This is a genomic window from Metapseudomonas otitidis (assembly GCF_900111835.1).
In the GTDB taxonomy this organism is placed as follows: domain Bacteria; phylum Pseudomonadota; class Gammaproteobacteria; order Pseudomonadales; family Pseudomonadaceae; genus Metapseudomonas; species Metapseudomonas otitidis.
In genome coordinates this window covers 95,688-122,020 of the sequence record NZ_FOJP01000010.1, presented here as the reverse complement: position 1 = coordinate 122,020, position 26,333 = coordinate 95,688, and the positions used below count along the sequence as shown (strand labels likewise).

The 26,333-nt window shown below is 67.7% G+C and carries 26 protein-coding genes; 13 read left to right on the top strand and 13 right to left on the bottom strand.

Translation table 11 applies throughout. From position 1 onward, the window contains the following. Positions 1-138 precede the first annotated feature (138 nt). The 3 genes from BM198_RS14450 to BM198_RS14440 all read left to right on the top strand — a co-directional run bounded on the left by BM198_RS14450 (position 139) and on the right by BM198_RS14440 (position 4,084). Positions 139-645, top strand: a complete 507-nt coding sequence (locus tag BM198_RS14450; RefSeq protein WP_074970819.1) for a sigma-70 family RNA polymerase sigma factor — start codon at positions 139-141, stop codon at positions 643-645. Beyond that, the gene (locus tag BM198_RS14445) at positions 642-1,589 is read left to right on the top strand and encodes a FecR family protein (RefSeq protein ID WP_074970816.1); all 948 of its coding nucleotides are present in this window, start codon (positions 642-644) and stop codon (positions 1,587-1,589) included. Before BM198_RS14450 ends, BM198_RS14445 begins: the two co-directional genes overlap by 4 nt. Positions 1,590-1,681: 92 nt before the next feature. Beyond that, positions 1,682-4,084, top strand: coding sequence for a TonB-dependent siderophore receptor (locus tag BM198_RS14440; protein WP_074970814.1), 2,403 nt, complete (start codon positions 1,682-1,684; stop codon positions 4,082-4,084). Positions 4,085-4,105: 21 nt separating this feature from the next. Here BM198_RS14440 and BM198_RS14435 read toward each other — a convergent pair whose 3' ends face one another. From BM198_RS14435 to BM198_RS14420, 4 genes are all read right to left on the bottom strand, one after another. Continuing rightward, positions 4,106-5,038 (bottom strand): glutathione S-transferase family protein, encoded by a 933-nt coding sequence (locus tag BM198_RS14435; protein WP_074970812.1) that lies wholly within the window; start codon positions 5,036-5,038, stop codon positions 4,106-4,108. A gap of 50 nt (positions 5,039-5,088) precedes the next feature. Then, on the bottom strand, positions 5,089-5,397 hold the full coding sequence (locus BM198_RS14430; RefSeq protein WP_074970810.1) for a GIY-YIG nuclease family protein: 309 nt from the start codon (positions 5,395-5,397) through the stop codon (positions 5,089-5,091). After that, complete coding sequence (locus BM198_RS14425; RefSeq protein ID WP_044411694.1) at positions 5,394-6,092, bottom strand: glutathione S-transferase family protein; 699 nt, start codon at positions 6,090-6,092, stop codon at positions 5,394-5,396. Before BM198_RS14425 ends, BM198_RS14430 begins: the two co-directional genes overlap by 4 nt. Before the next feature lie 80 nt (positions 6,093-6,172). Continuing rightward, positions 6,173-6,643 carry a nuclear transport factor 2 family protein gene (locus BM198_RS14420; protein WP_074970808.1) on the bottom strand — a complete coding sequence of 157 codons (471 nt, stop codon included), beginning with the start codon at positions 6,641-6,643 and terminating at the stop codon, positions 6,173-6,175. Positions 6,644-6,767: 124 nt separating this feature from the next. Between BM198_RS14420 and BM198_RS14415 the strand changes: the two genes are divergently transcribed. Continuing rightward, positions 6,768-7,721: a GlxA family transcriptional regulator gene (locus BM198_RS14415; protein WP_074970806.1), complete on the top strand. Its 954-nt coding sequence runs from the start codon at positions 6,768-6,770 to the stop codon at positions 7,719-7,721. Between the two features lie 203 nt (positions 7,722-7,924). On the opposite strand, the gene BM198_RS14410 is transcribed toward BM198_RS14415, so the two are convergent. From BM198_RS14410 to BM198_RS14395, 4 genes are all read right to left on the bottom strand, one after another. Continuing rightward, positions 7,925-8,686 (bottom strand): amino acid ABC transporter ATP-binding protein, encoded by a 762-nt coding sequence (locus BM198_RS14410; protein WP_044411703.1) that lies wholly within the window; start codon positions 8,684-8,686, stop codon positions 7,925-7,927. Between the two features lie 10 nt (positions 8,687-8,696). Then, the gene (locus tag BM198_RS14405) at positions 8,697-9,791 is read right to left on the bottom strand and encodes an amino acid ABC transporter permease (protein ID WP_074970804.1); all 1,095 of its coding nucleotides are present in this window, start codon (positions 9,789-9,791) and stop codon (positions 8,697-8,699) included. Between the two features lie 10 nt (positions 9,792-9,801). After that, on the bottom strand, positions 9,802-10,986 hold the full coding sequence (locus BM198_RS14400) for an amino acid ABC transporter permease (protein WP_074970802.1): 1,185 nt from the start codon (positions 10,984-10,986) through the stop codon (positions 9,802-9,804). Positions 10,987-11,049: 63 nt separating this feature from the next. Further along, positions 11,050-12,078, bottom strand: coding sequence for an amino acid ABC transporter substrate-binding protein (locus BM198_RS14395; protein ID WP_074970800.1), 1,029 nt, complete (start codon positions 12,076-12,078; stop codon positions 11,050-11,052). 464 nt (positions 12,079-12,542) lie between these two features. Between BM198_RS14395 and BM198_RS14390 the strand changes: the two genes are divergently transcribed. From BM198_RS14390 to BM198_RS14355, 8 genes are all read left to right on the top strand, one after another. Then, positions 12,543-13,202 (top strand): alpha/beta hydrolase, encoded by a 660-nt coding sequence (locus BM198_RS14390; protein ID WP_074970798.1) that lies wholly within the window; start codon positions 12,543-12,545, stop codon positions 13,200-13,202. Between the two features lie 26 nt (positions 13,203-13,228). Then, positions 13,229-15,136, top strand: a complete 1,908-nt coding sequence (locus BM198_RS14385; RefSeq protein ID WP_074970796.1) for an acyl-CoA synthetase — start codon at positions 13,229-13,231, stop codon at positions 15,134-15,136. A gap of 232 nt (positions 15,137-15,368) precedes the next feature. Continuing rightward, positions 15,369-16,307 (top strand): GGDEF domain-containing protein, encoded by a 939-nt coding sequence (locus BM198_RS14380; RefSeq protein ID WP_044411717.1) that lies wholly within the window; start codon positions 15,369-15,371, stop codon positions 16,305-16,307. A gap of 68 nt (positions 16,308-16,375) precedes the next feature. Continuing rightward, positions 16,376-17,539: a dipeptidase gene (locus BM198_RS14375; RefSeq protein WP_074970794.1), complete on the top strand. Its 1,164-nt coding sequence runs from the start codon at positions 16,376-16,378 to the stop codon at positions 17,537-17,539. Positions 17,540-17,634: 95 nt separating this feature from the next. After that, on the top strand, positions 17,635-19,131 hold the full coding sequence (gene rhlB / locus BM198_RS14370; RefSeq protein WP_044411796.1) for an ATP-dependent RNA helicase RhlB: 1,497 nt from the start codon (positions 17,635-17,637) through the stop codon (positions 19,129-19,131). Positions 19,132-19,304: 173 nt separating this feature from the next. Further along, positions 19,305-20,261 (top strand): ornithine cyclodeaminase family protein, encoded by a 957-nt coding sequence (locus tag BM198_RS14365; protein ID WP_074970792.1) that lies wholly within the window; start codon positions 19,305-19,307, stop codon positions 20,259-20,261. Continuing rightward, a complete protein-coding gene (locus BM198_RS14360) occupies positions 20,258-21,382 on the top strand; it encodes an NAD(P)/FAD-dependent oxidoreductase (RefSeq protein ID WP_074970790.1) in 1,125 nt (374 codons plus the stop codon). The genes BM198_RS14365 and BM198_RS14360 overlap by 4 nt, the downstream gene beginning before the upstream one ends. Before the next feature lie 76 nt (positions 21,383-21,458). Further along, positions 21,459-22,100 carry a helix-turn-helix transcriptional regulator gene (locus BM198_RS14355; protein WP_044411726.1) on the top strand — a complete coding sequence of 214 codons (642 nt, stop codon included), beginning with the start codon at positions 21,459-21,461 and terminating at the stop codon, positions 22,098-22,100. Positions 22,101-22,387: 287 nt separating this feature from the next. On the opposite strand, the gene BM198_RS14350 is transcribed toward BM198_RS14355, so the two are convergent. Further along, positions 22,388-23,164: an ABC transporter substrate-binding protein gene (locus BM198_RS14350; RefSeq protein ID WP_074970788.1), complete on the bottom strand. Its 777-nt coding sequence runs from the start codon at positions 23,162-23,164 to the stop codon at positions 22,388-22,390. A 293-nt stretch (positions 23,165-23,457) separates the two neighbouring features. Between BM198_RS14350 and BM198_RS30160 the strand changes: the two genes are divergently transcribed. Then, a complete protein-coding gene (locus BM198_RS30160) occupies positions 23,458-23,622 on the top strand; it encodes a hypothetical protein (protein WP_167368467.1) in 165 nt (54 codons plus the stop codon). Positions 23,623-23,625: 3 nt separating this feature from the next. Here BM198_RS30160 and moaE read toward each other — a convergent pair whose 3' ends face one another. The 4 genes from moaE to BM198_RS14330 all read right to left on the bottom strand — a co-directional run bounded on the left by moaE (position 23,626) and on the right by BM198_RS14330 (position 26,321). Continuing rightward, positions 23,626-24,087: a molybdopterin synthase catalytic subunit MoaE gene (gene moaE, locus BM198_RS14345; protein WP_044411731.1), complete on the bottom strand. Its 462-nt coding sequence runs from the start codon at positions 24,085-24,087 to the stop codon at positions 23,626-23,628. A gap of 1 nt (position 24,088) precedes the next feature. Beyond that, positions 24,089-24,337 carry a MoaD/ThiS family protein gene (locus tag BM198_RS14340; RefSeq protein ID WP_044411734.1) on the bottom strand — a complete coding sequence of 83 codons (249 nt, stop codon included), beginning with the start codon at positions 24,335-24,337 and terminating at the stop codon, positions 24,089-24,091. A 2-nt stretch (positions 24,338-24,339) separates the two neighbouring features. Further along, positions 24,340-24,810, bottom strand: a complete 471-nt coding sequence (gene moaC / locus BM198_RS14335; RefSeq protein WP_044411737.1) for a cyclic pyranopterin monophosphate synthase MoaC — start codon at positions 24,808-24,810, stop codon at positions 24,340-24,342. A 119-nt stretch (positions 24,811-24,929) separates the two neighbouring features. Further along, positions 24,930-26,321, bottom strand: a complete 1,392-nt coding sequence (locus BM198_RS14330) for a PhoH family protein (RefSeq protein WP_044411740.1) — start codon at positions 26,319-26,321, stop codon at positions 24,930-24,932. Between the last annotated feature and the right edge of the window lie 12 nt (positions 26,322-26,333).

The following is a 26,333-nucleotide window of genomic DNA, read 5'->3' as shown; positions in this document are numbered from 1 at the left end:
GGCATGCAGGACGGAAACCCGGCACACGCCGGGTTTTCTCTGGGTACTCGGCAGCACCCCCAGCCTTCCCGTGATTGCGGAACAGGCACTGGCCCCGATAAGATGCGACGCATTCTCATTTGAGCCCGGATCGCTCCCTTGCCCGCCTCCTCCTCCAGCAAACTGGGCTTCTTCTTCAGCGACCACCATCGCTGGTTGCTGCAGCACGTGCAGCGGCAGTTGCGTAACCGCGCGGATGCCGAGGACACGGCAGCCGAAACCTTCTGCCAGCTGCTCGCTGCGCGGGTCGACCCGGACAGCATCGAACAGCCCCGTGCCTACCTTTCCACCATCGCTCGCCGACTGATCTTCGATCGCCACCGCCGCAAACGCCTGGAGCAGGCCTACCTGGAGCGGCTGATGCTGCTGCCGGAGGAACTGGTGCCCTCCCCGGAGGAAAGCCACCTGCTGCTGGAGGCCCTGCACGCCATCGACCGCAGCCTTGCCGGCCTGCCGCTGACGGTAAAGAAGGCCTTTCTCATGAGCCAGCTCGACGGTCTCGGCTACGCGGAGATAGCTCGGCGCCTGGACGTCTCCGAGCGCACCGTCGGCCGCTACATGACCCAGGCCCTGCGCCAGTGCTACCTGAGCGGGGCCCAGCCGTGAGCCGCGACGCATTGGCTCCGGCCGCCGAAGAGGCCATCGCCTGGATGGTGCGCCTGCGCACCGGGCACACCGACGCACACCAGCAGGCGCTGTTCCAGCAGTGGCTGGAGCAAGCGCCCGCCCATGCGCACGCCTGGGCGCAATTGCAACGCGGCCTGGGCGGCCACTACGACATCGTGAGCCGAGCCCCCCAAGCCCTGCGCGAAAGCCTGCTGCAACACGAACCAGGCCGCCGCGACCTGCTGCGCAGCCTGGTCGGTATCGGCCTGCTCGGTGGCGGGCTCTGGCTCGGCGGCCGCAGCCAGCCAGGCCAGGCGTTGATGGCAAGCCTGCGCACCGGCACCGGCGAACGACGCCATTTCACCCTGGCTGATGGCAGCCAGCTGGACCTGAACGCCGGCAGCGCAGCCGATTTCGCCCCCTCCGCCGAGCATCGACTGCTGCACCTGTACCAGGGCGCCCTGGTGGTCCAGGTGGCAGCGGACCCGTCGCGCCCCTTCGTTGTGCGCAGTGCTCAAGGTGAGATCCGTGCGCTCGGCACACGCTTCCTGGTCGAGCAACTGACGGGGGCCACCCGCGTGGTGGTGCTGGAGCATGCCGTGCGCGCCTCGCTGCCCAACCGCACCACGCTGGACATGACTGAAGGCCAGGCCGCCCTGCTGCACGACCAGCGCATCGAGCCACTGCCTCGCGGCCAGGCCTTCCGGGCTGACTGGGTCGAGGGCCGCCTCAGCGTGCTCGACGAACCCCTGGCGGCGGTGGTCGATGCTTTGCGCCCTTACCGTGCCGGGCTGATCCGTGTCAGCCCGGCAGTACGCGACCTGCGTGTGCAGGGCGTGTTCCCCCTGGACGACAGCGAACGCACCCTTGCCGCACTGGCGGAAACCCTGCCAATCCGCATCGAGCGCTACGGCCCCTGGCTGACGCTGATCGACACCCGCTGAAAGTGCGAGTGAAAAACTTTCGCATTCATGTCCGGTTTTTCGTACTCGTTGCACCTCTCTCCTGACACGCCCACCCTTTCAGGAGAACCCCCGTGCTCAAACCCTGGCCCCTTGCTCTCGCCATAGCCCTGGCTGCCGCCCCCTCGGCCTTTGTCCGAGCCGACGGTTCCGTCCAGCACGCCGTGCAGCGCTTCGACCTGCCAGCTGCCGGCCTGGCGGAGACGCTCAACGCCATCGCCCGTCAGTGCGACCAGGTGATAGCCCTCGACCCGGCGCTGGTAGCCGGCAAATACGCGCCGGCCATACAGGGCGAGATGAGTGCGCTGCAGGCCATGCAGCGTGCCCTGCGAGGCAGTGGCCTGCAGGTGATCGTCACCAGCAGCGGCACCTTCAGCGTGGCACCGGCCGTGGATGCCGGCGGTGCACTCGAATTGAGCGCGACCGACATCAACAGCAGCGGACTGGGCGAAACCACCGAAGGCAGCGGCTCCTACACCACCGGCGCGGTGACCCTCGGCAAGACCGCGCGCTCCCTGCGCGAAACCCCGCAATCGGTGACCGTGGTCACGCGCCAGCTGATGGACGACAAGAACCTCGTCTCCCTCGACCAGGTGATGGCCCAGACACCGGGCATCACCCGCGCCAACCGTGGCTACGGTAACCACCACTTCAGTTCCCGGGGCTTCGATCTCACCGACGAGAGCTACATGGTCGACGGCGTACCCGGACAAGCCTTCGCCTACACCGGCTGGATGCCGCCGGACATGGCGATCTTCGATCGCGTCGAAGTACTGCGTGGCGCCTCCGGGCTTCTGGTAGGAGCCGGCAACCCAGGCGGCGCGGTGAACCTGGTGCGCAAGCGCCCGACCCTGGACCCGCGCTTCACCATCACCACCCGCGCCGGGTCCTGGGACACCTACCGCCTCGACCTGGACGCCAGCGGCCGACTGAACGACGAAGGCACCCTGCGGGGCCGCATGGTCGCTTCCTATGAGGATCGCGGTTCATTCATTGATGTCACCACGTCCAAGCGCCCGCTGCTCTACGGCATCCTCGAAGCCGACCTGAACAACGCCACCACGGTCGCTTTCGGGCTGCGCCGGCAGACCTCGCGCATCGACGGCTACAGCGTGCTGGGCCTGCCGATGAACCCCGATGGCAGCAACCCGCACCTCAAGCGCTCGACCTTCCTCGGACAGGACTGGGCCAAGCTGCAGAGCCGCATCGACGAAGTGTTCGCCGACCTCGACCATCGCTTCAACGAAACCTGGACCGGCAAACTGGCGCTGTCCCACTCCGAAAGCAGCTACAACCGCAGCGCCATCGAATGGAGCGCAGGCGATACGCTGACCTACGGCAGCCCCGGCGGCCCGATGGTCAGCGGCATCGGCTACCACAAGTTCGATGCCACCTCGAATGCCGTCGACGGCCACCTGGACGGCGAGTTCGAGGCCTTCGGCCTGTCCCACCAAGTGACCCTGGGTGCCAACTGGTCCAGGCGCAAGATGAATGACAAGGACGCCACTGTCGCACTGCCCAGCCCCATCCCCCTCGACGTGTTCAATCCCGACCACGGCAACGTGCCCCGCCTCGCCCGCCAGGCCTGGGACGCCAAGGACGACACCCTCGAAACCCGCTACGGCACCTACCTCAACGCCCGCCTGCACATGACCGAAGCCCTCAGCCTGGTCCTCGGCGGCCGTCTGAGCTGGTACAAGACCGACGCCTGGAACGGCGACCTGCTCTCCACCAACCAGCAGAAGCACGAGTTCACGCCCTTCGTCGGCGCCCTCTACGACCTCGATGAAACCTGGACCCTGTATGCCAGTTACGCCGACATCTTCATGCCCCAGGCCAGCTATCGCACCGTGGGCGGTCGCATGCTGGACCCCTCCATCGGCTCCAACTACGAGACCGGGATAAAGGGCGAGCTGTTCGACAAACGCCTGAATCTGTCCTTCGCGCTGTTCTACATCGAGCAGGAGGACATGGCAGCCCGCGACTACGCCAACGACGGCAAGTGCACGCAGGATGTCGCGGGACGCTGCTGGGTGAACAGCGATGGCATCAGCCGCAGCAAGGGCTTCGAGGCGGAAGCCAGCGGAGAGGTACTGCCAGGGCTGCAGGTAGCGGCCGGCTACACCTTCAACACCACCCGCTCGGAGGATGGCGGGCCCATCTCCGCGCAGACACCCAAGCACCTGCTGCGTCTCAATACCCTCTACACCTTGCCGGGCGAGTGGAACCGCTTCAGCGTCGGCGGCGGTGTGTCCGCGCAATCCGGCTACGAAGATGCCTACAACGGCACCGACAACAGCGGCCGGGCGATCTTCGACGCGCGGGCGGCCTATAAGGTCGACTCGAACTGGACCGTCGCCCTGGACGTCGAGAACCTGTTCGACCGCACCTACTTCGCCTCTACCGGCTACTGGACGCGAGGCACCACGTACGGCACGCCGCGCAGTTACATGCTCACCCTGCGCGGCGATTTCTGAAGGGACCGACGCTCGGTGTTGTCAGCGTGCCTCGATGCGGAAACCGACCCGCGGGAAGTGCACGTGGACCACGCCGGCGCGGTCGTCCTCGCGGCGCAGGATGAGGCTTTCCAGGCCGACGAACAGCAGCTCGCCTTCCACCGGGTCGACGCCGTAGTCGGTGGCGGCGATGCTGACCGCCTGGCCGGCCACCAGGCCATTGGCGTCGCTGAAGGGCTCGGCCGGCAGCGGGGCCGGTTCGGCGGCGCGGGCGATCTCGATGGCCTCGGCGGCGCTCAGCTGGCTGGAGGCGCCATGGCCGAAGCCGAGTACACGGCCCAGCCAGGCGGCGACCGCCGGGTAGTCATCCACCAGCGGGGCGGTGACCGGGGTGCCCTTGAGGAACCACAGGCAGTGGGCCAGGGAGAAGTCGGCCATGCTCGGCTCGCCGAAGAGGAAGTCGCCGCCGGCGGCCAGTTGCGCCTGGACCCGGGCCATGAAGGTGGGCCAGTTGTGCCGGGCCACCTCCAGCGGCAGGCGGCTGCTGGTGCCGCCGCTGAACAGCGCGGCGCGGTCGGCCATGAAGGCCTTGATCGCCTCCGGCGGCAGGCCGGCGAAGCGCACGGCGGCCGATTCGGGCTGGAACACCAGGGTCACGGCGTGCTGGAAGATCACCGCGTCCACCCAGTGGCAGAAGCTGGCGATGTTGAAGGCATGGGCATCGGGCAGCAGCGCCGGGACGGCCTTTTCCTGCTCCAGGCGACGGGCGATCAGGGCGGTGTCGCAGTAGATGTCGGCGCCCACCTGCAGCACCGGCGTCTTGCGGTAGCCGCCGGTCAGGGCCATCAGGTCGGGCTTGGGCATCACCCGGGGAATGTGCACCGAGCGCCAGGACAACTGCTTGAAGCCCAGCATCAGGCGGGCCTTCTCGGCGAAGGGCGAGGCGGGATAGTGGTGCAGGATCAGCTCGTGCATGGCGCGCTCCATCGGGTGGCGTGGGAGCCGCAGCTTAACCGGCCAGCGCGCTACGGCCTATCGCCCAGCGGGCATGACAGGCCATCAGCCTCGCTGATGCAGGTCGCCACCAGCGCTTCCTTGGCGCGCTTGCTCAGGGCCTTGATGGCGCGCTCGCGGCGCAGGGCGTCGCCCTTGCTGGCGCAGACCTCGACGTAGACCAGCGCCTGGGCCGGGCTGGAATGGAAGAAGCGCGCGCCCTTGCCACTCTGGTGCTGCTCGAAGCGGCGCAGCGGGTGGTCGCTGATGCCGCAGTACAACGCGCCGTTCAACGCACGCACCAGGTAGACGAACCAGGGCCGGGGTGGCGCTGCACTCATGCCCAGGCCACGGCTCGCAGGCGCTGGCAGTAGTCCACCAGCACGGGGTATTCCCGCGCCAGGCGGTTGAGCGGGGTCTGCAGGGAGCAGAACACCAGGTTGGCCAGCACGCCATAGGCGGAGGCATCGGCGCTGCAGGGGTGGTCGCCGCCGAAGAACGGGGCGTCGCCGAGCAGGTCGGTGAGGGCCTGCAGATCTTCCCGGGCGAAGGTGAGCAGGTCTTCCCGCTCGTGGCGGGCAAAGCCCTGGGCGCTCAGATCGGCCCTGACGCGGCGCTGGATCAGCGGGGTGATCAGCGTCAGCAGCGCCGGGCCGAGGTGGCCGAAGAAGGCCTGGCGGGTCTGCTGCCAGCCCTCCGGCTCCAGCCAGCGGAAGTACACCAGCAGCCAGTAGAGGTGGTCGTCGCACAGGCGGGTGACGGCCACCGCGCGGCCACGGGCCTCGGCGTCGAGGTGCTGGTCGAGTTCCAGGTGCAGGCGCTCGGTGAGCACCCGCTGGATGATGGCGCTGTCGGCGATCAGCTCGCCGTCGAAGTCGATGTAGGGGAGCTTGCCCTTGGGGGCCTTGCGCGGGTCGCGGAGCGCACGCACCTGGTACTGCACGCCGGCCAGGCGCATGAAGGTCTCCAGCTTGAGGCAGAAGGGGCTGACGTTGGGCACGTCGAACCCGGCAGGGAACTGGTAGAGCCTGATCATGAAGAAGTTACCGGTGAACAATCCGCCGGCGAGCTTAGCAGGTTGCCCGGGTGGCATCGCGCCACCCCGGCTCCGGCTGCTCAGTGGTTGGCGCGCCAGGCGGCCAGCCCGTGGGCGGCCTGGCGGCGGATCGCCGCCTGCACCGGCGGCAGCCAGCCCAGCAGCAGGCCCTTGGCGCCGAGGGCCTGGCGGGCCCAGCGCCACAGGTCGAAGCTGTCGCGGTGCTCGACGATCAGGCCGTTCTCGAAGCGGAAGCGCGCCTCGATGCGGTTGACCACGGTGCGCCCGGTCTGGCTGAACAGGTAGGTGGCGACCCAGCGCGCGCGGCCCTCGCGGTCATCGGCCTCGACACCGTCGAAGGTCAGGGAGAAGGCTTGGGCGCGCTGGGTCAGCATGCGCCACATGTCCGCCGCCTCACTGCCGCGCAGGTCGGTGAACACCGGGTCGGCGAAGCGCACGTCGGCGGCGTAGCAGGCGGCCATGGTCTCGGCGTCCAGGGCCTGGAAGGCGCGGTAAAAGCGTTCGATGAGGGCGGCGTTGGGGTGGCTCATGGGGCGGCTCGCGGCAAGTGGGGTGAGGAGAGTATCGACGCCTTTCCGCTGGGCGGCGATTGGCTGTATCGCCATCTTTGTGGCAATAATCGCCACCCTTCCCTCCCCCGTGCCGAGCCTTGTGATGATCCGAATCGCCCTGCTGGTCTGCCCACAGACGGTCTGCTCCAGTCTGGCCATGGCCGACGACGCGTTCCGCCTGGCCAATGCCCTGGCGGGCGAGGCGCTGTTCGAGGTGCTAAGGGTCAGCCGGGATGGCCAGCCGGTGGACCTGGGCATGGCCAGCATCCGCGTGGATGGCGACCTGGGCCTGGCCGAAGGTGCGCGCCTGGTGATGCTGCCGGCCACCGGCAGCGCGGTGGAACGCACCATCGCCGCCAACCCGGAGCTGCTGCACTGGCTGGCGCAGCGGCCCGCCCGGCAGCAGGTGGCCAGCCTGTGCAGCGGCGCTTTCTTGCTGGGCGCCGCCGGGCTGCTGGAAGGCCGGCGTGCCACGACCCACTGGGCCCTGGCCGGCGCCTTTCGCCAACGCTTCCCCGGGGTGCGCCTGGAGGCGGATGCGCTGTACACCGAGGACGGCGAGCGCTTCTGCTCCGGCGGCGCCCAGGCCGGGCTGGACTTGTGCCTGCACCTGATCGCCCGGCACGCCGGCGAGTGGCTGGCCCAGCGGGTGGCCAGCGCGCTGGTGGTGGAGCGCGAACGCGGCGGCCAGAACCGCTTCGCCCCGCTGGTCCCCGAGGCCGGCCTGGACGACCCGCAACTGGGTGCCTTGCTGGCCTGGCTGCAGGCCCACTACGCCGAGCCCATCGACCTGCCGGGCCTGGCGGCGCGGGCCCACTGCTCGACCCGCACCCTGCTGCGGCGCTTCCGCACGGTGACCGGGCTGACCCCGAACGAGTACGTGCAGCGCCTGCGCATCGGCGCCGCCCAGCTCGCCCTGCGCCACCCGGGCCGCTCCCTGGAGCAGGTGGCGGCGCAGGTGGGCTACGGCGACCGGGCGACCTTCGCCAAGCTGTTCAAGCAGGTGTGCGGGGAAACGCCAGGGGCCTTCCGCAGGCGCCTGCGGGAACAGGCGTGATCCGCTTCATGCACCGTGCGGAGTGGCCGGCATTCCCGGACTGAAGTCCGGGCTACTCGTGTCCAGCCGGACCGTAGGAGCGAGCTCTGCTCGCGAAGCCTTTCAGCCCAGGAATGGAATAACCGGCGCTCCCGGACTGAAGTCCGGGCTACGGCGGAAACGAAAAAGGGGCCCGAAGGCCCCTTTCCGTATCGCGCTGACGATCAGTGCAGGATCTGCCCGAGGAACAGCCTGGTGCGCTCGTTCTGCGGGTTGTCGAAGAAGGCGTTGGGTTCGTTCTGTTCGACGATCTCGCCCTTGTCCATGAAGATCACCCGGTCCGCCACGGTGCGGGCGAAGCCCATCTCGTGGGTCACGCAGAGCATGGTCATGCCGTCCTGGGCCAGGCCGACCATGGTGTCGAGCACTTCCTTCACCATCTCGGGGTCGAGGGCGGAGGTGGGTTCGTCGAACAGCATGATCTTCGGCTTCATGCACAGGGCGCGGGCGATGGCCACGCGCTGCTGCTGGCCACCGGAGAGCTGGCCGGGGAACTTGTGGGCCTGCTCGGGGATACGCACGCGCTCCAGGTAGTGCATGGCGATCTCTTCGGCCTGGCGCTTGGGCATCTTGCGCACCCACATCGGTGCCAGGGTGCAGTTCTGCAGCACGGTGAGGTGCGGGAACAGGTTGAAGTGCTGGAACACCATGCCCACTTCGCGGCGGATGGTCTCGATCTGCTTGAGGTCGTTGGTCAGCTCGGTGCCGTCGACCACGATGCGGCCCTGCTGGTGCTCTTCCAGTCGGTTGATGCAGCGGATGGTGGTGGACTTGCCGGAGCCGGACGGGCCGCAGAGGACGATGCGCTCACCCGGCTTGACGTTCAGGTTGATGTCCTTGAGCACGTGGAACTGGCCGTACCACTTGTTCACGCCCTGCAGCTGGATGATCGGCGCAGCGGCGTCATTGCGGATTGCTTCACTCATTCAGATTCTCCTAACGCTTGTGCCCGGTATGCAGCTTGCGCTCCAGCCTCATGGAGTAGCGCGACATGCTGAAACAGAAGATCCAGTAGACCAGGGCGGCGAATACGTAGCCTTCGGTGGACATGCCCAGCCATTTGGGGTCGGTGGTCGCCTGCTTGATGCTGTTGAGCAGGTCGAACAGGCCGATGATGATCACCAGGCTGGTGTCCTTGAACAGGGCGATGAAGGTGTTGACGATGCCGGGGATGACCAGCTTCAGCGCCTGCGGCAGGATCACCAGCGCGGTGCTGCGCCAGTAGCCCAGGCCGAGGGCGGCGGCGGCTTCGTACTGGCCCTTGGGGATGGCCTGCAGGCCGCCGCGGACCACTTCGGCGACGTAGGCCGCCTCGAAGAAGATCACCATCACCAGGGCACGCAGCAGCTTGTCGAGGTTCATGCCCTCGGGCAGGAACAGCGGCAGCATCACCGAGGACATGAACAGCACGGTGATCAGCGGCACGCCGCGCCAGAACTCGATGAAGGTCACGCAGATGACCTTGATCGCCGGCAGCTTGGAGCGCCGCCCCAGGGCCAGCAGGATGCCCAGCGGCAGGGCGCCGGCGATGCCGACGTAGCCGATCACCAGGGTCAGCATCAGGCCGCCCCAGCGGCTGGTGGACACTTCCTGCAGGCCCAGCCCGCCGTGCAGCAGCCAGAAGGCCAGCAGCGGGTAGACCACCAGGAAGCCGATCCCGTACAGGGCCTTGTGGGGCATCTTCTTCAGGAACAGCGGCGCAGCGCCGATGATCGCCAGCCACACGGTGACGTCCACCCGCCAGCGCAGTTCGCTGGGGTAGAAGCCGTACATGAACTGGCCGAAGCGTTGCTGGATGAAGACCCAGCAGGCGCCCTCGCCGGTGCAGTCGGTGCGGGTGGTGCCGCTCCAGGTGGCGTGGATCACCGCCCAGTTCAGCAGCGGCGGGAGGATCAGCCACAACAGGTACAGCGACAGCAGGGTGAGCACGACGTGCAGCGGGCTGGCGAACAGGTTGTGGCGCAGCCAGGCGACCGGCCCCACGACGTTGCTCGGCGGCGGCAGATCGGGCTTGAAGGTATGGGTGTTCATGGCTGTGCCCTCACCGCTCGATCAGCGCGATGCGCTTGTTGTACGCGTTCATCAGCAGCGAAATGCTGATGCTGATGGCCAGGTAGACGCTCATGGTGATGCCCATCACCTCGATGGCCTGGCCGGTCTGGTTGAGCGTGGTGCCGGCGAACAGCGAGACCATGTCGGGGTAGCCGATGCCGGCCGCCAGGGACGAGTTCTTCGCCAGGTTCAGGTACTGGCTGGTGAGCGGCGGGATGATCACCCGCAGGGCCTGGGGCACGATGACCAGGCGCAGGGTCAGGCCGGGGCGCAGGCCCAGGGAGTGGGCGGCTTCGGTCTGGCCGTGGCTGACCGCCTGGATGCCGGCGCGCACGGTCTCGCCGATGAAGGCGGCGGTGTAGATGGACAGCGCCATCATCAATGCCACCAGCTCGGGGATCACCACCCAGCCACCACGGAAGTTGAAGCCGCTGAGCTGCGGCACCTCCCAGTGGAAGGGGCTGCCGATCAGCAGGGCACTGAGGCCGGGCACCAGCACCAGCAGGGCGATGGCGCTGAGCAGCACGGGGAAGCGCTGGCCGGTCTCGTCCTGGCGCTTGCGGGCCCAGCGCCGCAGGGCATAGATGGCCACCAGGCACAGCAGCACGGCAATGGCGAAGGGCCAGAAGCCATCGGCCACGGTGGGCGAGGGCATGTACACGCCCCGGTTGTTGATGAAGAAGGTGTCGGCCAGGCTGAGGCTCTGCTTCGGCCCGGGCATGGGCAGCATCACCGCGAAGTACCAGAAGAAGATCTGCAGCAGCGGCGGGATGTTGCGGAAGGTCTCGATGTACACGGTGGCCAGCTTGCGCACCAGCCAGTTGGGCGACAGCCGGGCCACGCCCAGGATGAAGCCGAGGATGGTGGCGAGGATGATGCCGATCACCGTCACCAGCAGCGTGTTGAGCAGGCCGATGAAGAAGACGCGCCCGTAGGTGTCGCTTTCCTGGTAGTCGATCAGGTGCTGGGAGATGCCGAAGCCGGCGCTCTGGTCGAGAAAGCCGAAGCCGGAAAGGATCCCGCGCTTCTCGAGGTTGACCTGGGTGTTATGGAAGAGGAACCAGCCGAAGGCCACGACGGCGACCACGGCGATGATCTGGAATAGCCACGCGCGCACCTTGGGATCGGTCAGTGCCGACCCTCGGGCACGCGGGGCTTGGGAAGTGTTGTGCATGACAGCCCTCGACGATTGGAACGGAACGCTGCCGCCCGCCTCCGCAGGCGGCAGCGTGGTCGGTCAGCGCACCGGAGGTGCGTATTGCAGACCGCCCTTGTTCCACAGGGCGTTGAGGCCGCGCTCGATCTTCAGGTCGCTGCCGGCACCGACGTTGCGGTCGAAGATCTCGCCGTAGTTGCCGACCTGCTTGACGATCTGGACGGCCCAGTCCTTCGGCAGCTTGAGGTCCTTGCCGAAATCACCCTCGGCGCCCAGCAGGCGGGCAACGTCGGGGTTCTTGGTGGACTTGGCGGTGGCTTCGACGTTCTTCGAGTCGATGCCCAGTTCCTCGGCGTTCAGCTGGGCGAACAGGGTCCAGCGCACGATGTCGAACCACTCTTCGTCACCCTGGCGCACGGCCGGGCCGAGGGGTTCCTTGGAGATGACTTCCGGCAGCACCACGTACTCGTTCGGCGCGGCCAGCTTGATGCGCTGGGCGTAGAGCTGGGACTGGTCGGAGGTCAGCACGTCGCAACGGCCGGATTCGAGGGACTTGGCGCTCTCGTCGGAGGTGTCGTAGGTGATGGGGGTGTACTTCAGGTTGTTGGCGCGGAAGTAGTCGGACAGGTTCAGCTCGGTGGTGGTACCGGCCTGGATGCACACGGTGGCGCCGTCCAGTTCCTTGGCGCTGGAAACGCCCAGCTTCTTGTTCACCAGGAAGCCCTGGCCGTCGTAGTAGGTCACGCCGGTGAAGTTCAGGCCCATCGCCGCGTCGCGGGAGCTGGTCCAGGTGGTGTTGCGGGAGAGGATGTCCACTTCGCCGGATTGCAGCGCGGTGAAGCGCTCCTTGGCGGTCAGGGGGCTGTACTTGACCTTGCTGGCGTCGCCGAAGACTGCAGCGGCAACGGCACGGCAGACGTCCACGTCGATGCCTTTGTATTCGCCCTTGGAATCGGCGTAGGAGAAGCCCGGGAGGCCGTCACTGATGCCGCACTGCACGTAGCCTTTCTTCTTCACTGCGTCCAGGGTGGCGCCGGCCTGCACGAAACCACTGGCGCCGAGCACAGCAGCTGCGGTCAGCACAGCCAGGGTGGATTTCACCATCTTCATCAAAACCTCCAGTTGCTTTTATTTGTGTTGGAGTCTCGGTCCTACCGCCGTACCCTCGTGAGGCAGGTTCAACCGCCTGGGCGGCCAACCGGGGAATCGGACCTAAGGAAAGCGGGGATGCATCGCTCCACTCGTCCCGCGCTTTCCCCGCCCATTGGTCAAATGGGCTGGAGACGGATTTTCGTCCACAGGCTTCGCGGAACCCCGCAGCCAGCGGACGTTTGCAAGGGCACGGCGAACCGTGCCCCAACCCGTTGGGCCGCCGCCCGGAGTGTTACCTCACGGCCGGTGCCAGCAGTCTGCTACGGCCTTAGCAAGGCCCGTACCAGTACCTTTTCCGAAGGACTCTTCCGATAGGTCAATAGGAAAAGTTTTGATGGTGCGACATGTTCTTCACAGATAGACCACAACCCTGCAATGCGCCAGCACCACACTGGTGCGCACGCCCCAAACCGGAGCCCCACATGCGTGAATCCCTGATCCTGGAACCTACACACTCCGTCGATTCGTGCGTCATCTGGTTGCACGGTCTGGGGGCGGACCGTTACGACTTCCAGCCGGTGGCCGAGGCCCTGCAGCAGCAGCTCACCGGCACCCGTTTCATCCTGCCCCAGGCGCCCACCCGCGCCGTGACCATCAACGGTGGCTGGGCGATGCCCTCCTGGTACGACATCCTCGCCATGACCCCGGCCCGGGCCATCGACCAGGACCAGCTGGAAGCCTCGGCGCAGACGGTGATCGACCTGATCGAAGGCCAGCGAGATGCCGGCGTCGACCCCGCGCGGATCATCCTCGCCGGCTTCTCCCAGGGCGGCGCGGTGGTGCTGCACACCGCCTTCCTGCGCTGGAACGGCCCCCTGGGCGGAGTGATGGCGCTGTCCACCTATGCGCCCACCTTCCCCGATGCGCTGGAGCTGGCGGATACAAAACTACAACTGCCGGCCCTCTGCCTGCATGGCACCTTCGACGACGTGGTGCCGCCGGCCATGAGCCGCGCCGCCCATGACAAGCTCGCCGCTGCCGGCGTGCCGGTGACCTGGCGCGACTACCCCATGGGCCACGAAGTGCTGCCCGAGGAAGTGCGCGACATCGGCGCCTGGCTGGCCGAGCGCCTCGTCCGCTGACCCGAACAACCCACAAGAAGCCGGCCATGACCCAGACGCCCATCACGCCCATCGTCACCCTGCGCGACATCGAAGCGATCGAGCGCACCCCGCTCGAAGAGCGCGGCATGCCCGCCAGCACCTACGAGCTGATCCGCCAGAGCGCCGAGCGCAGCCCCGACGCCATCGCGATGAGCTTCCTGCTCCAGGGGAGCGCCGAGGAAGCGCCCTGGCAGCTCACCTATGCCGAGCTGCTGGCCCAGGTCACCCGCACCGCCAACGCCTTCCACCGCCTGGGCGTGCGCCCGGGCAAGGCGGTGTCGTTCCTGCTGCCGAACCTGCCCCACACCCACTTCACCCTGTGGGGCGGCGAGGCAGCGGGCATCGTCAATGCCATCAACCCGCTGCTGGAGCCCGAGCACATCGCCGAACTGGTCCGCGCCGCCGACTCCGAAGTGCTGGTGACCCTGGCGCCCTTCCCCGGCACCGACCTGTGGGACAAGGTGGCCGGCCTGCGCGACCACCTCGGCTCGCTCAAGGCCATCGTCACCGTGGACCTGGCCAACTACCTGCCGGAACCCCAGCGCAGCGCCCTCAAGGCCCAGCGCGGCCCGCTGCCGGAAGGCGTGCTGGACTTCGACACGCTGATCGCCGACTGCCCGGCCGACCACCTGGAGAGCGGCCGGGTGATCGCCCCGGACGACATCGCCTCGTACTTCCACACCGGCGGCACCACCGGCACGCCGAAACTGGCGCCGCACACCCACCGCAACGAGGTGGCGATGGCGATGATCCTCGCCTACACCATCCACCTCGGTCCGCAGGACGTGACGCTCTGCGGCCTGCCGCTGTTCCACGTCAACGGCGTGATGGTCACCGGCCTGGCGCCCTTCTTCGTCGGCGCCCAGGTGCTGCTGGCCACGCCCCAGGGCTACCGCAGCACCACGCTGATCCAGAACTTCTGGAAGGTCATCGAGCGCTACCGGGTGAGCTTCTTCAGCGGCGTGCCCACCATCTACGCCGGCCTGCTGCAGGTGCCCAGCGAGGGGCATGACCTCTCCAGCCTGCGCTACGCCCTATGCGGCGCCGCGCCGATGCCGGTGGAGCTGATCCGCCAGTTCGAGGCCAAGACCGGCCTCAAGCTCATCGAGGGCTACGGCCTCACCGAAGGTACCTGCGGCAGCTGCGGCAACCCCAATGCCGGCGAGCGCCGCCCCGGCTCCATCGGCCTGCGCATGCCCTACTGCGAGGTGAGCATCAAGGTGCTGGACGAGGACGGTCGCTACCTGCGCGATGCCGTTGCCAACGAGATCGGCAACGTCTGCCTGCGCGGCGTGACGGTGTTCAAGGGCTACCTGCAGGCCGGCAAGAACGCCGGCATCTGGGTCGATGGGGACTGGTTCAACACCGGCGACCTGGGGCGCATGGATGCCGACGGCTATATATGGCTGACCGGCCGCAGCAAGGACCTGATCATCCGCGGCGGCCACAACATCGACCCGCAGATGATCGAGGAGGCCCTCCACGGCCACCCCGCCGTGGCCATGGCCGCCGCCGTCGGCAAGCCCGACGAGAAGGCTGGCGAACTACCGGTGGCCTACGTGCAGCTCAAGCCCGGCCAGCAGGCCAGCGAGGACGAACTGCTGGCCCACGCCGCCGCCCACGTGCCGGAGCGCGCCGCCGTGCCCAAGGATGTGTGGATCATCGACGCCCTGCCGGTCACCGCCGTGGGCAAGACCTTCAAGCCGGCCCTGCGCCACGACGCCATCCGTCGCGTGTTCGAAGAACGCCTGGCCGAGGTCGCCCCCGGCATACGGGTCGAGGTGCGCAGCGATGACCGCCACGGCCAGCTGGCCCACATCCATGTACCGGGCCTGGACGATGCCCGACGCAGCGCTCTGGAGCAGGGCCTGGCCGGCTTCGCCGTGCGCTACGCGCTGTACCTCGCGGACTGAAATCCACCGCCCCCGGACCACCCGGACGGGGGCCTCCCCACCCTGCAACCGGCCGATGGAATGGCCGGTTTGTGACGCCTTTCGGATTTTCGCCGGCCACCGGTCGGCCCGACTTCCGGCGTGCGTTGAAAGCGCCTCTGCGCAGCAATAATGTCGGGTCATGCAATTCCCGCGATGACACGGACCGTTCTGCAATGTCCCCTTCCGTTGGCCTCCGTGATGGAGGTGATCCATGAAGAACGCCCATTGGCAGGCCGATGTGCAGCAGTTGAAGGATCAACGGCTGTTCCAGAACGTCGCCGCCCACAGCCTCCGGCAGGTCCTGCGCGAATTCACCGCCTACGACCTGGAACAGGGCGAGGTGCTGCTCTCCCCTTTCGACCGCAACCAGTACCTCTACCTGGTGGTGCGCGGCGCCCTGCAGGTCTACCTCGGTTCGCTGGACAACCAGCCCATGTCCACCCTGGGCGTGGGTGACTGCGCCGGGGAAATCAGCTTCATCGACCACGAGCACCCGTCTGCCTACGTGGTCGCCGCCGAGCCCAGCACCGTGCTGCGCCTGCACCGGGAGGCGCTGCTGAAGCTGTTCCAGCAGTCCCCGCAGATGATGCAGAACCTGCTGGAGCTGCTCTGCGAGCGGGTGCGCGGCGGCAACCGGGTCATCCTCGACACCGAGCAGAACGCCAACGTCGACACCCTCACCGGCCTCTACAACCGGCGCTGGCTGGAACACGTGTACGCCCGCGAGAGCACCCGCTGCGCCTTCAACGGCCAGCCGCTGTGCCTGCTGATGCTGGATGTGGACCACTTCAAGGCCTACAACGACCGCCACGGCCACCTGGCCGGCGACTACGCGCTGTGCCTGGTGGCCCATACCCTGCGCAACCAGCTGCGGCCGAAGGACAGCATGTCGCGCTTCGGCGGCGAGGAGTTCGTCATCCTCCTGCCGGACATCGCCCTGGACGAGGCCCGCCGCATCGGCGAGCGCCTGCGCGCCAGCCTGGAGCAGATTTCCTCCTTCTATTCACCGGTCGGCGTGCTGCCGGGGGTGACCGTCTCCATCGGGCTCACCGAGATGGACCCGCGCGACGACCTCAAGTCGTTGATCGCCCGGGCCGACCAGGCCCTCTATGACGCCAAGATGCGGGGACGAAACTGCCTTAGCGGCTGAGCCCCGCTGCATCGGCCCCGACGGCTTGCTAGAGTGCGCCTCCACAACAACAGAAGCGGGATGCTCCCATGCGCAAAGTCCTCATCGCGCTGGCCGTCGTGGCCGTGCTCGGTCTGGCGGTGTTCTTCACCCTGCCCAACCTGCTGGACCGGCGGATGAACACCGTGGCCCAGCCCGGCCCCTACCAGGCCGGCGCCAGTGCCACCGACCTGCACAAGACCCTGTTCGTCGCCGACCTGCACGACGACGCCCTGCTCTGGCAGCGCGACCTGCTGGAGCGCCACGACTACGGCCACAGCGACCTGCCGCGCCTGCTGGAAGGCCACGTCGGCCTGCAGGTGTTCTCCACCGTCACCAAGACGCCGCGCGGCATCAACTACGAGAAGAACGACAGCGACAGCGACAACATCACCCTGCTGGCCATGGCCCAGCGCTGGCCGGCGCGCACCTGGCACAGCCTGCTGGAACGCGCGCTGTACCAGGGCGAGAAGCTGGAGGACGCCGCCCGCCGCAGCGACGGCAAGCTGGTGCTGGTACGCACCCGGGGCGACCTGGAAGGCTTCCTCGCCGCCTGGCAGAAGGACCCGCAGCGGGTCGCCGCGATCCTCGCCACCGAAGGCCTGCACCCGCTGGAGGGCAAGCTGGAGAACGTCGACCGCCTGTATGACGCGGGCTTCCGCATCACCGGCCTGACCCACTTCTTCGACAACGAGATCGGCGGCTCCGCCCACGGCATGGAAAAGGGCGGCCTGACCCGCTTCGGCCGCCGGGTCATCGCCCGCCTCGAAGAGAAGCACATGGTGGTGGACCTGGCCCACGCCTCCCGCGCCCTGATCGATGACGTGCTGAAGATCGCCGAGCGCCCGGTGCTGGTCTCCCACACCGGTGTGGAGGGCACCTGCAAGGGGCCGCGCAACCTCACCGACGACCACATCAAACGGATCGCCGCCACCGGCGGGGTGATCGGCATCGGCTACTGGGACGCCGCCGTCTGCGACACCTCGGTGGACGCCATCGTCAAGGCCATCCGCTACACCGCCGACCGGGCGGGCGTCCAGCACGTCGCCCTGGGCTCGGACTTCGACGGCACCGTGCACACCCCGTTCGACACCAGCGGCCTGGCCCTGCTGACCGAAGGCCTGCAGAAGGCCGGCTTCAGCCAGGACGATATCGCCGCCATCATGGGCGGCAACGTGCGCCGCCTGCTGCAGGCCAACCTGCCCACCGAGTGAGGCTGCAGGCCCCGGAAAGTCCGGGGCCTTCGCCGCGATGGCTTCTTGCTTTACACTGGCGCCCGTTCACTCCTTAACCAATCGACGAGATGACCGTGCTCAAAGCACTCAAAAAGATATTCGGCAAGGGCGAAGCGCCCTTTGCCGGTAGCGCACCCAGCGCACCGGCCACCCCCACCCGCGAAGGTGAAAACAGCCCCGTACCGGCGCAACAGGCGCCACGCGCCGAGAAGCCGGCCCGCGACAACGCCCCCCGTGGCGAGCGCAAGCCGCGCGCCGAGAAGACCGCCGACGCCCCCCGCGCCGACAAGCCCAAGACCGACAAGCCCCGCAGCGAGAAGCCGCGCCGTGAGCGCGCACCCAAGCCGGTGGACACCTGGAAGCTGGAAGACTTCGTGGTCGAGCCGATGGAAGGCAAGACCCGCTTCCACGATTTCAAGCTCGCACCGAGCCTGATGCACGCCATCCACGACCTCGGCTTCCCCTACTGCACCCCGATCCAGGCCGGCGTACTGGGCTTCACCCTCAAGGGCCAGGACGCCATCGGCCGCGCCCAGACCGGCACCGGCAAGACCGCCGCCTTCCTGATCTCGATCATCACCCAGCTGCTGCAGACCCCGCCGCCGAAAGAGCGCTACATGGGCGAGCCCCGTGCGCTGATCATCGCGCCGACCCGCGAGCTGGTGGTGCAGATCGCCAAGGACGCCCTGGCGCTGACCAAGTACACCGGCCTGAACGTGATGAGCTTCGTCGGCGGCATGGACTTCGACAAGCAGCTCAAGCAGCTGGAAAGCCGCTTCTGCGACATCCTCGTGGCCACCCCCGGCCGCCTGCTGGACTTCAACCAGCGCGGCGAAGTCCACCTGGACATGGTCGAAGTCATGGTGCTGGACGAAGCCGACCGCATGCTCGACATGGGCTTCATCCCCCAGGTCCGCCAGATCATTCGCCAGACCCCGCCCAAGGGCGAGCGCCAGACCCTGCTGTTCTCTGCCACCTTCACCGACGACGTGATGAACCTGGCCAAGCAGTGGACCGTCGACCCCGCCATCGTCGAGATCGAGCCGGAGAACGTCGCCAGCGACACCGTCGAGCAGCACGTCTATGCCGTGGCCAGCAGCGACAAGTACAAGCTGCTCTACAACCTGGTGGCCCAGAACAACTGGGAACGGGTGATGGTCTTCGCCAACCGCAAGGACGAAGTGCGCCGCATCGAGGAGCGCCTCACCAAGGACGGCATCAGCGCCGCCCAGATGTCCGGTGACGTGCCCCAGCACAAGCGCATCAAGACCCTGGAAGGCTTCCGCGAAGGCAAGATCCGCGTCCTCGTCGCCACCGACGTGGCCGGTCGTGGCATCCACGTCGACGGCATCAGCCACGTGATCAACTTCACCCTGCCGGAAGACCCGGACGACTACGTGCACCGCATCGGTCGTACCGGCCGCGCCGGCACCAGCGGCACCTCCATCAGCTTCGCCGGCGAGGACGACGCCTTCGCCCTGCCGCCGATCGAAGAGCTGCTGGGCCGCAAGATCAACTGCGAAATGCCGCCGGCCGAACTGCTCAAGTCGGTTCCGCGCAACAAGCACTGATCCGCCACCAGGCGACAGAAAAAGGCGAAGCCCCCGGGCTTCGCCTTTTTCATTTCAGCCCCCTGCAGCCCGATGTAAAAACCTCACCATTTCCTCGCCCTCCATCGTCCGGCCCTTGCTGATCGATACAATAAATTCCACTATAGACAAATTGTTTACAGCGGAGTCCCACCATGTCCAGCGCCCTACCCCGGGTCATCCCCGCCCACGAAGCCGAACGCCTGCTGCCACGGATCGACGTCCAGGCCGCCCTGCGCGGCATGTTCCTCGACCTCGCCGCCGGGGAGGCCGTGCAGCCGCCCCAGCAACTGGTGCCGTTCCCCGGCGGTGGCGACTTCATCAACTACCTCGGCGTACTGGCCCGCGAGCAGGTCTACGGGGTCAAGACCTCGCCCTACCTGCCCAAACCGCAAGGGGCGGTGGTCACCGCCTGGACCCTGCTGATGTCCATGCAGGACGGCCAGCCGCTGCTGCTCTGCGACGCCGCCACCCTCACCACCGAGCGCACCGCCGCCACCACGGCGCTGGCGGTGGATGCCCTGGCGCCGGCCGATGCCACCGAGCTGGCCGTCATTGGCAGCGGCGCCGTGGCCCGCGCGCACATTCGCCATTGCCTGGCGCTGCGACCCTGGCAGCGCATCCGCGTGCACTCCCCGCGCCTGCAGGCCGAGGGCGAGCGTGCCGACGCCCTGCGCGCGCTGGACCCGCGCGTGATCCTCTGCACCCGGCAGGACGACGCCGTGGCCGGTGCCGGAGTGATCCTGCTCTGCACCTCCTCCGCCGGGCCGGTGCTGGACCCGCGCAGCCTCGGCCATGCGCCGCTGGTCACCTCCATCAGCACCAATGCCCCGCGCGCCCACGAGGTGCCGCCCGAGGCCCTGGCCGCGATGGACGTGTACTGCGACTACCGCGCCACCACCCCCGCCAGCGCCGGGGAGATGCAACTGGCGGCCGAACACCACGGCTGGCAGATCGATGCCCTGCGTGGCGACCTGCCCGAGCTGCTGGCCGGTCGTGCGCCCCGCCCGGACTACCAGCGTCCGGTATTCTTCCGCTCCATCGGCCTGGGCCTCGAAGACGTCGCCCTGGCCCACGCCCTGCACCGGCTCAGCAACGAGGAAACGGCATGACCCAGGCGGACTTCATCATCATCGGCGGCGGCATCGCCGGCGCCTCCACCGGCTACTGGCTGTCGCGCCACGGCCGGGTCGTTCTGCTGGAGCGCGAAGAGCACGCCGGCTACCACGCCACCGGACGCTCCGCCGCGCTCTATACCGTGGCCTACGGCACACCCCAGGTGCGCGCCCTCACGGCGGCCAGCCGGGCCTTCTTCGATGCACCGCCGGAAGGCTTCTGCGAACACCCAATCCTCACCCCACGGGGCGAAATGGTGGTGGACTTCACCGGCGACCGTGACGAACTGCAGCGCCAGTTCGACAGCGCCCGGGAACAGGTGCCCGACGTGCGCCTGCTGGACGCCGACGAAGCCTGCCGCCTGGTGCCGGTGCTGCGCCGGGAGAAGGTCCACGGTGCCATGCTCGACCCCAGCGCCGCCGACATCGACACCGACGGCCTGCACCAGGGCTACCTGCGCGGCATCCGGCGCAACGGCGGCGAGGTGCTGACCGGAGCCGAAGTCGCCGCCCTCGAACGCCAGGGCGACACCTGGCAGGTGGACAGCCGCGCCGGCCGCTTCAGCGCCCCCGTGGTGGTGAACGCCGCCGGCGCCTGGTGCGACCGCGTCGCCGAGCTGGCCGGGGCCCGCCCCCTGGGCCTGCAGCCCAAGCGCCGGGCGGCATTCATCTTCGCCCCGCCGGAAGGCATGGACTGCCACGCCTGGCCGGCGCTGGTGAGCCTCGACGAATCCTTCTACTTCAAGCCCGATGCCGGGATGCTGCTGGGCTCCCCGGCCAACGCCGACCCGGTGGAGCCCCAGGACGTGCAGCCCGAAGAGCTGGACATCGCCCTGGGCATCTACCAGATCGAGGAGCACACCCTGATGAACATTCGCCGCCCCGCCCGCACCTGGGCCGGCCTGCGCTCGTTCTTCGCCGACGGTGACCTGGTCTCCGGCTACGACCCCCGCCTGCCGGGCTTCTACTGGGTGGCCGGCCAGGGTGGCTACGGCATTCAGACCTCCGCCGCCATGGGTGAGGCCAGCGCCGCGCTGATCCGCCGCCAGCCGCTGCCCGAGCACCTCGCACGCTTCGGTCTCAGCGAGGCGATGCTGGCCCCCACCCGCCTGGGATGACGGCCCCGGCGCTTTGCGCCACACTCCCCCGCGCCGGCCACCGGGCCGGCGTCGTTTCCCGTCCCTGGAGCCCCGCATGACGCCAAGCCCTGCCCCCGATCTGGACAACTACCGGGCCATCGCCGACGCCATCGCCACGCTGTTCTTCCCCCACGCCGAAGTGGTCGTGCACGACCTGCGCACGCAGGCGATCGACTACATCGCCCACAACCTGTCCAAGCGCTCGGTGGGTGACGATTCGGCCCTGGAGGACATGCTCGAAGAGGGGGTCGAGGAGCGGAACATCGGCCCCTACGAGAAGCTCAACTGGGACGGCCAGAAGATCCGCTCGGTGAGCACCGTGCTGCGCGATGCCGAGGGCAAGCCGGTGGCGGTGCTATGCATCAACCTGAACATCTCCCTGTTCGAGTCGGCCAAGGCGGCGCTGGACCTGTTCCTCGCCCCCGGCAAGCTGATTCCCCAGCCGGACGCGCTGTTCCGCGACGACTGGCAGGAGCGCATCAACACCTTCCTCCACAGCTGGATGCGCCAGCGCCAGCTCGGCCTCAACCTGCTGACCCGCGAGCACAAGCGCGAGCTGGTCCTGGCCCTGCATGCCGAGGGCGCCTTCAAGGGCAAGAGCGCCGCCAACTACGTGGCCAACGTCCTCAACATGGGCCGCGCCACGGTCTACAAGCACCTGCGCGAACTCAAGGAAGAACCCGAAACGGATAGGTAGGGGCCATTCGTTGCGCCAACCCCGTAGCCCGGGCTTCAGCCCTGGACATACGCACGAAACCCGGACTGAAGTCCGGGCTACAGGCACCATCCGGCGCCATGCAGGGGCGACTTCAGTCGCCCGGCTCTTCGCGAGCAGAGCTCGCTCCTGCAGCGTTCGTAGCCCTGGCTTCAGCCCGGGACATACACACGAACCCCGGACTGAAGTCCGGGCTACAGGAAACCATCCGGCGCCCTGTAGGGGCGACTTCAGTCGCCCGGCTCTTCGCGAGCAGAGCTCGCTTCCGATCAATCCCCGTAGATATCGAAATCGAAGTACTTCGCCTGGATCGTCTGGTAGGTGCCGTTGGCGCGCAGGGCCTTGATGGCGGCGTCCAGCTTGTCACGCAAAGCGGTGTCGCCCTTGCGCACGGCGATGCCGGCGCCTTCGCCGAAGTAGCGAGGGTCGTTCAGCACCGGGCCGACGAAGGCGTAGCCCTTGCCGTTGTCGGTCTTGAGGAACCCCTCGTTGAGCGGGAACACGTCGGCCAGCACCGCGTCCAGGCGACCGGAGAGCAGGTCCAGGTAGATCTCGTTCTGGGTGCTGTAGCGCACCACCTTCACGCCCTTGGGCTCCAGCACCTCAGTGGCGAAGCGGTCGGTGGTGGTGGAGCGCTGGGTGCCGACGGTCTTGCCCACCAGGCTGGCGAAGCCGTCGTCGACGCTGCTGCCGGCCTTCATCGCCAGCCGTGCGGGGCTGTAGTAGTACTTGCCGGTGAAATCCACCGACTTGCGGCGTTCCTCGGTGATGGTCATGGACGAGAGGATGGCGTCCACCTTCTTCACCTTCAGCGAGGGGATCAGGCCGTCGAACTCCTGCTCCACCCACTGGCATTGCACCTTCATCTCCGCGCACAGGGCGTTGCCGATGTCGTAGTCGAAGCCGGCGATCTGCCCGTCGGGCGTCTTGTAGGCAAAGGGCGGATAGGCCGCCTCGATGCCGATGCGCAACGGCTTGTCGGCCGCGAACGCAGTGGAGGCCAGGAGGCCGAGGGCAAGGCTGCCAAGGAGGACGAGTTTCTTCATGGTGCGACTCCCGCTGTGCATGTGTGGGCCCGGCCGCTGAGGGGCGAGCCCTGTCGTGGTGGGCGTTGAAGGAGGGCAGTGACCGGCACCTGCGGCTGGCGCAGGCAGGCGGTGTGGAGAAGGGGATCGCGCGACACGGCGACACCTTGTTATTGGAATCTCAGTCCACTCTGGACTTTTATGTACAGATCGTCAATCGGCCGCTCAATGGCCGGCACGGCTGACCCAGGTCATGCCGCGACCCGACGGGGCGTCTAGGCTGCCTACAGGCAACCCAACGGGAGAGGCAGGCCATGGACCACGTACACCTGATGATCACGCTGCTGGTGGTGGGCTTCCTGTTGCTGGGCTTCGGCTTCAGCAACCGGGAGAAGGAATGGGGGGTGTGGCTGACGGGGCTGGGCACGGCATCCATGTTCATGCCCATCGTCTTCAAGATGTACATCGAGCTGGGCTGAGCCTCAGCCCTCGGGGGTATCCCAGCGCTTCGCGGCGGCCTGGTCGCTGCAGCGGCCCTCGACCCAGCGGGGGCCGTCGGGGGTGTCTTCCTTCTTCCAGAACGGCGCGCGGGTCTTGAGGAAGTCCATGACGAAGTTGCACGCGTCGAACGCGGCCTGGCGATGGGCGCTGGCGGTGCCGACGAAGACGATGGGCTCGCCCGGCTCCAGCCGGCCGATGCGGTGGAGGATGTCGATATTGAGCAGCGGCCAGCGGGCCGAGGCCTCGTCGGCGATCTTCTGCAGCGCCTTCTCGGTCATGCCCGGGTAGTGTTCGAGGAACATCCCGGCCACGTCCTGGCCGTCGTTGAAGTCCCGCACGTAGCCGACGAACCCCACCACCGCACCGACACCGACGTTGGCGGCGTGCAGGGCATTGAGTTCAACGCCCGGGTCGAAGGCAGCGCTCTGCACGCGAATGGCCATGTCAGCCTCCGGTCACGGTGGGGAAGAAGGCCACTTCGTCGCCTTCGGCCAGCGCCTCGTCGAGGCTGCACAGCTCCTGGTTGCGGGCGCACATGAGGTTCTGCTCGTCGAGCACCGCCCACACGCCGCCGCGCGCCGCGAGGTGCTGGCGCAGGTCGTCGAGGCGGGCGAAGGCCGGGTCCCAGGCCAGTTGCTCGCCATCCAGGCCGAGGGCCTCGCGGTAACGGGCGAAGTACTGCACACGGATCATGGTCACGCCTCCGCCTGGTAGTGGCCGCTCTTGCCGCCGAGCTTTTCCAGCAGCCGCACGGACTCGATGGTCATGCCACGGTCCACGGCCTTGCACATGTCGTAGAGGGTCAGCGCGGCGACGCTGGCGGCGGTGAGGGCCTCCATCTCCACGCCGGTCTGCCCGGCCAGCTTGCAGCGGGCGACGATGTGCACCACGTCATCGCCTTCGGCAGCCAGCTCCACCTTGACGCTGGTGAGCATCAGCGGATGGCAGAGGGGGATGAGGTCGGACGTCTTCTTCGCCGCCTGGATACCGGCGATGCGCGCCACGGCGAACACGTCGCCCTTGGGGTGGCCGCCGGCCTGGATCATCGCCAGGGTTTCCGGGCGCATGCGCACCCGCGCTTCGGCCGTCGCCTCACGGGCGGTCACCGCTTTTTCGGTGACGTCGACCATGTTGGCGCGGCCTTGGGAATCGAGATGGGTCAGCACTGCAAGTCTCCTCGGGCGACCCGGCGGAAGCGGGCCGCAGGAGGCGAATTGTATACAGAAGAGCCGGCGGCGGTCGCGCTTTCGCCGCCGGGCGGGTGAGCGCCCGGCGGCGACGGCGGCTACATGTGGGCTTCGGCGTATTCGGCGAGCACCGAACGCGGGACGCCCTGGAGGGTGATGTGAACGCCGTGGGGGAAGTCCTTGAAGCGTTCGGTCAGGTAGGTCAGGCCCGAGCTGGGCGCCGACAGGTAGGGGGTGTCGATCTGCGCGAGGTTGCCCAGACAGATCACCTTCGAGCCGGTGCCGGCGCGGGTGATGATGGTCTTCATCTGGTGCGGGGTGAGGTTCTGGCACTCGTCGATGATGATCAGGCTCTGCTGGAAGCTGCGCCCGCGGATGTAGTTCAGCGATTTGAACTGCAGCGGCACCTTGCTGAGGATGTAGTCCACGCTGCCGTGGGTGCTCTCGTCATCCATGTGCAGGGCTTCGAGGTTGTCGGTGATGGCGCCCAGCCAGGGCTCCATCTTCTCGGCCTCGGTGCCGGGCAGGAAGCCGATCTCCTGGTCCAGCCCCTGCACGCTGCGGGTGGCGATGATGCGCCGGTAGCGCTTGGTCACCATGGTCTGCTCGATGGCTGCGGCCAGCGCCAGGATGGTCTTGCCCGAGCCGGCGGCGCCGGACAGGTTGACCAGGTGGATGTCCGGGTCCAGCAGCGCGTACAGCGCCAGCGCCTGGTACACGTCACGCGGGCGCAGGCCCCAGGCCTCCTGGTGCAACAACGGCTCCTGGTGCAGGTCGAGGATGGTCAGCTCGGTGCCCTGGATGCCCTTGATCCAGCCGACGAAGCCCTGCTCGTCGACGATGAACTCGTTGACGTGCACCGCCGGCAGGTTGTCGGTGAGCTGCACCCGGTGCCAGGTGCGGCCGTGGTCCTGGCGGGTCTCCACCTTGCTGACGCGCTCCCAGAAGGAACCGGGCATGTCGTGATAACCACGGGACAGCAGGGACACGTCGTCCACCAGCTGGTCGGTGTGGTAGTCCTCGGCATCGATGCCACAGGCGCGCGCCTTCAGGCGCATGTTGATGTCCTTGGTGACCAGCACCACGGACAGGCCGGGCCGGCGGGTCTTCAGCTCCACCAGCTGGTTGATGATGCGGTTGTCGTTGAGGTTGTCCGGCAGCCAGGTGATGGGGGCTGCGCTCTTGCTCATGAGGATCGAGAGGAAGCCGCAGGGGCCGCTCTTCTCGCGCTGGATCGGTACGCCGTGCTCCACCTCCTCGGGGGTCGCGCCACCGAGGATCTTGTCGATGAGGCGGATGGCCTGCCGGCATTCGGCGGCCACGCCCTGCTTGCCACTCTTGAGCTTGTCCAGTTCCTCCAGCACCGTCATGGGGATGGCCACGTGGTGTTCTTCGAAGTTGAGGAGGGCGTTGGGATCGTGGATCAGAACGTTGGTATCGAGGGCGTAGAGGGTTGGAGCGGTGGAGCGGGCGCGTCCGTGGTCATCCATACTCGGTCACCT

Bases quoted from the DNA above. Each gene is read 5' to 3' on its own strand.
- BM198_RS14405 (WP_074970804.1), bottom strand. From the start codon at position 9,791: ATGAACACCCATACCTTCAAGCCCGATCTGCCGCCGCCGAGCAACGTC.
- BM198_RS14360 (WP_074970790.1), top strand. From the start codon at position 20,258: ATGACCCAGGCGGACTTCATCATCATCGGCGGCGGCATCGCCGGCGCC.
- moaE (WP_044411731.1), bottom strand. From the start codon at position 24,087: ATGGCCATTCGCGTGCAGAGCGCTGCCTTCGACCCGGGCGTTGAACTC.
- BM198_RS14400 (WP_074970802.1), bottom strand. From the start codon at position 10,986: ATGCACAACACTTCCCAAGCCCCGCGTGCCCGAGGGTCGGCACTGACC.
- BM198_RS14350 (WP_074970788.1), bottom strand. From the start codon at position 23,164: ATGAAGAAACTCGTCCTCCTTGGCAGCCTTGCCCTCGGCCTCCTGGCC.
- BM198_RS14385 (WP_074970796.1), top strand. From the start codon at position 13,229: ATGACCCAGACGCCCATCACGCCCATCGTCACCCTGCGCGACATCGAA.
- BM198_RS14365 (WP_074970792.1), top strand. From the start codon at position 19,305: ATGTCCAGCGCCCTACCCCGGGTCATCCCCGCCCACGAAGCCGAACGC.
- BM198_RS14330 (WP_044411740.1), bottom strand. From the start codon at position 26,321: ATGGATGACCACGGACGCGCCCGCTCCACCGCTCCAACCCTCTACGCC.
- BM198_RS14430 (WP_074970810.1), bottom strand. From the start codon at position 5,397: ATGAGTGCAGCGCCACCCCGGCCCTGGTTCGTCTACCTGGTGCGTGCG.
- BM198_RS14355 (WP_044411726.1), top strand. From the start codon at position 21,459: ATGACGCCAAGCCCTGCCCCCGATCTGGACAACTACCGGGCCATCGCC.
- BM198_RS14425 (WP_044411694.1), bottom strand. From the start codon at position 6,092: ATGATCAGGCTCTACCAGTTCCCTGCCGGGTTCGACGTGCCCAACGTC.
- BM198_RS14435 (WP_074970812.1), bottom strand. From the start codon at position 5,038: ATGCACGAGCTGATCCTGCACCACTATCCCGCCTCGCCCTTCGCCGAG.
- BM198_RS14340 (WP_044411734.1), bottom strand. From the start codon at position 24,337: ATGATCCGTGTGCAGTACTTCGCCCGTTACCGCGAGGCCCTCGGCCTG.
- BM198_RS14375 (WP_074970794.1), top strand. From the start codon at position 16,376: ATGCGCAAAGTCCTCATCGCGCTGGCCGTCGTGGCCGTGCTCGGTCTG.
- BM198_RS14410 (WP_044411703.1), bottom strand. From the start codon at position 8,686: ATGAGTGAAGCAATCCGCAATGACGCCGCTGCGCCGATCATCCAGCTG.
- BM198_RS14420 (WP_074970808.1), bottom strand. From the start codon at position 6,643: ATGAGCCACCCCAACGCCGCCCTCATCGAACGCTTTTACCGCGCCTTC.
- BM198_RS14380 (WP_044411717.1), top strand. From the start codon at position 15,369: ATGAAGAACGCCCATTGGCAGGCCGATGTGCAGCAGTTGAAGGATCAA.
- BM198_RS14395 (WP_074970800.1), bottom strand. From the start codon at position 12,078: ATGAAGATGGTGAAATCCACCCTGGCTGTGCTGACCGCAGCTGCTGTG.
- BM198_RS14415 (WP_074970806.1), top strand. From the start codon at position 6,768: ATGATCCGAATCGCCCTGCTGGTCTGCCCACAGACGGTCTGCTCCAGT.
- BM198_RS14390 (WP_074970798.1), top strand. From the start codon at position 12,543: ATGCGTGAATCCCTGATCCTGGAACCTACACACTCCGTCGATTCGTGC.
- BM198_RS30160 (WP_167368467.1), top strand. From the start codon at position 23,458: ATGGACCACGTACACCTGATGATCACGCTGCTGGTGGTGGGCTTCCTG.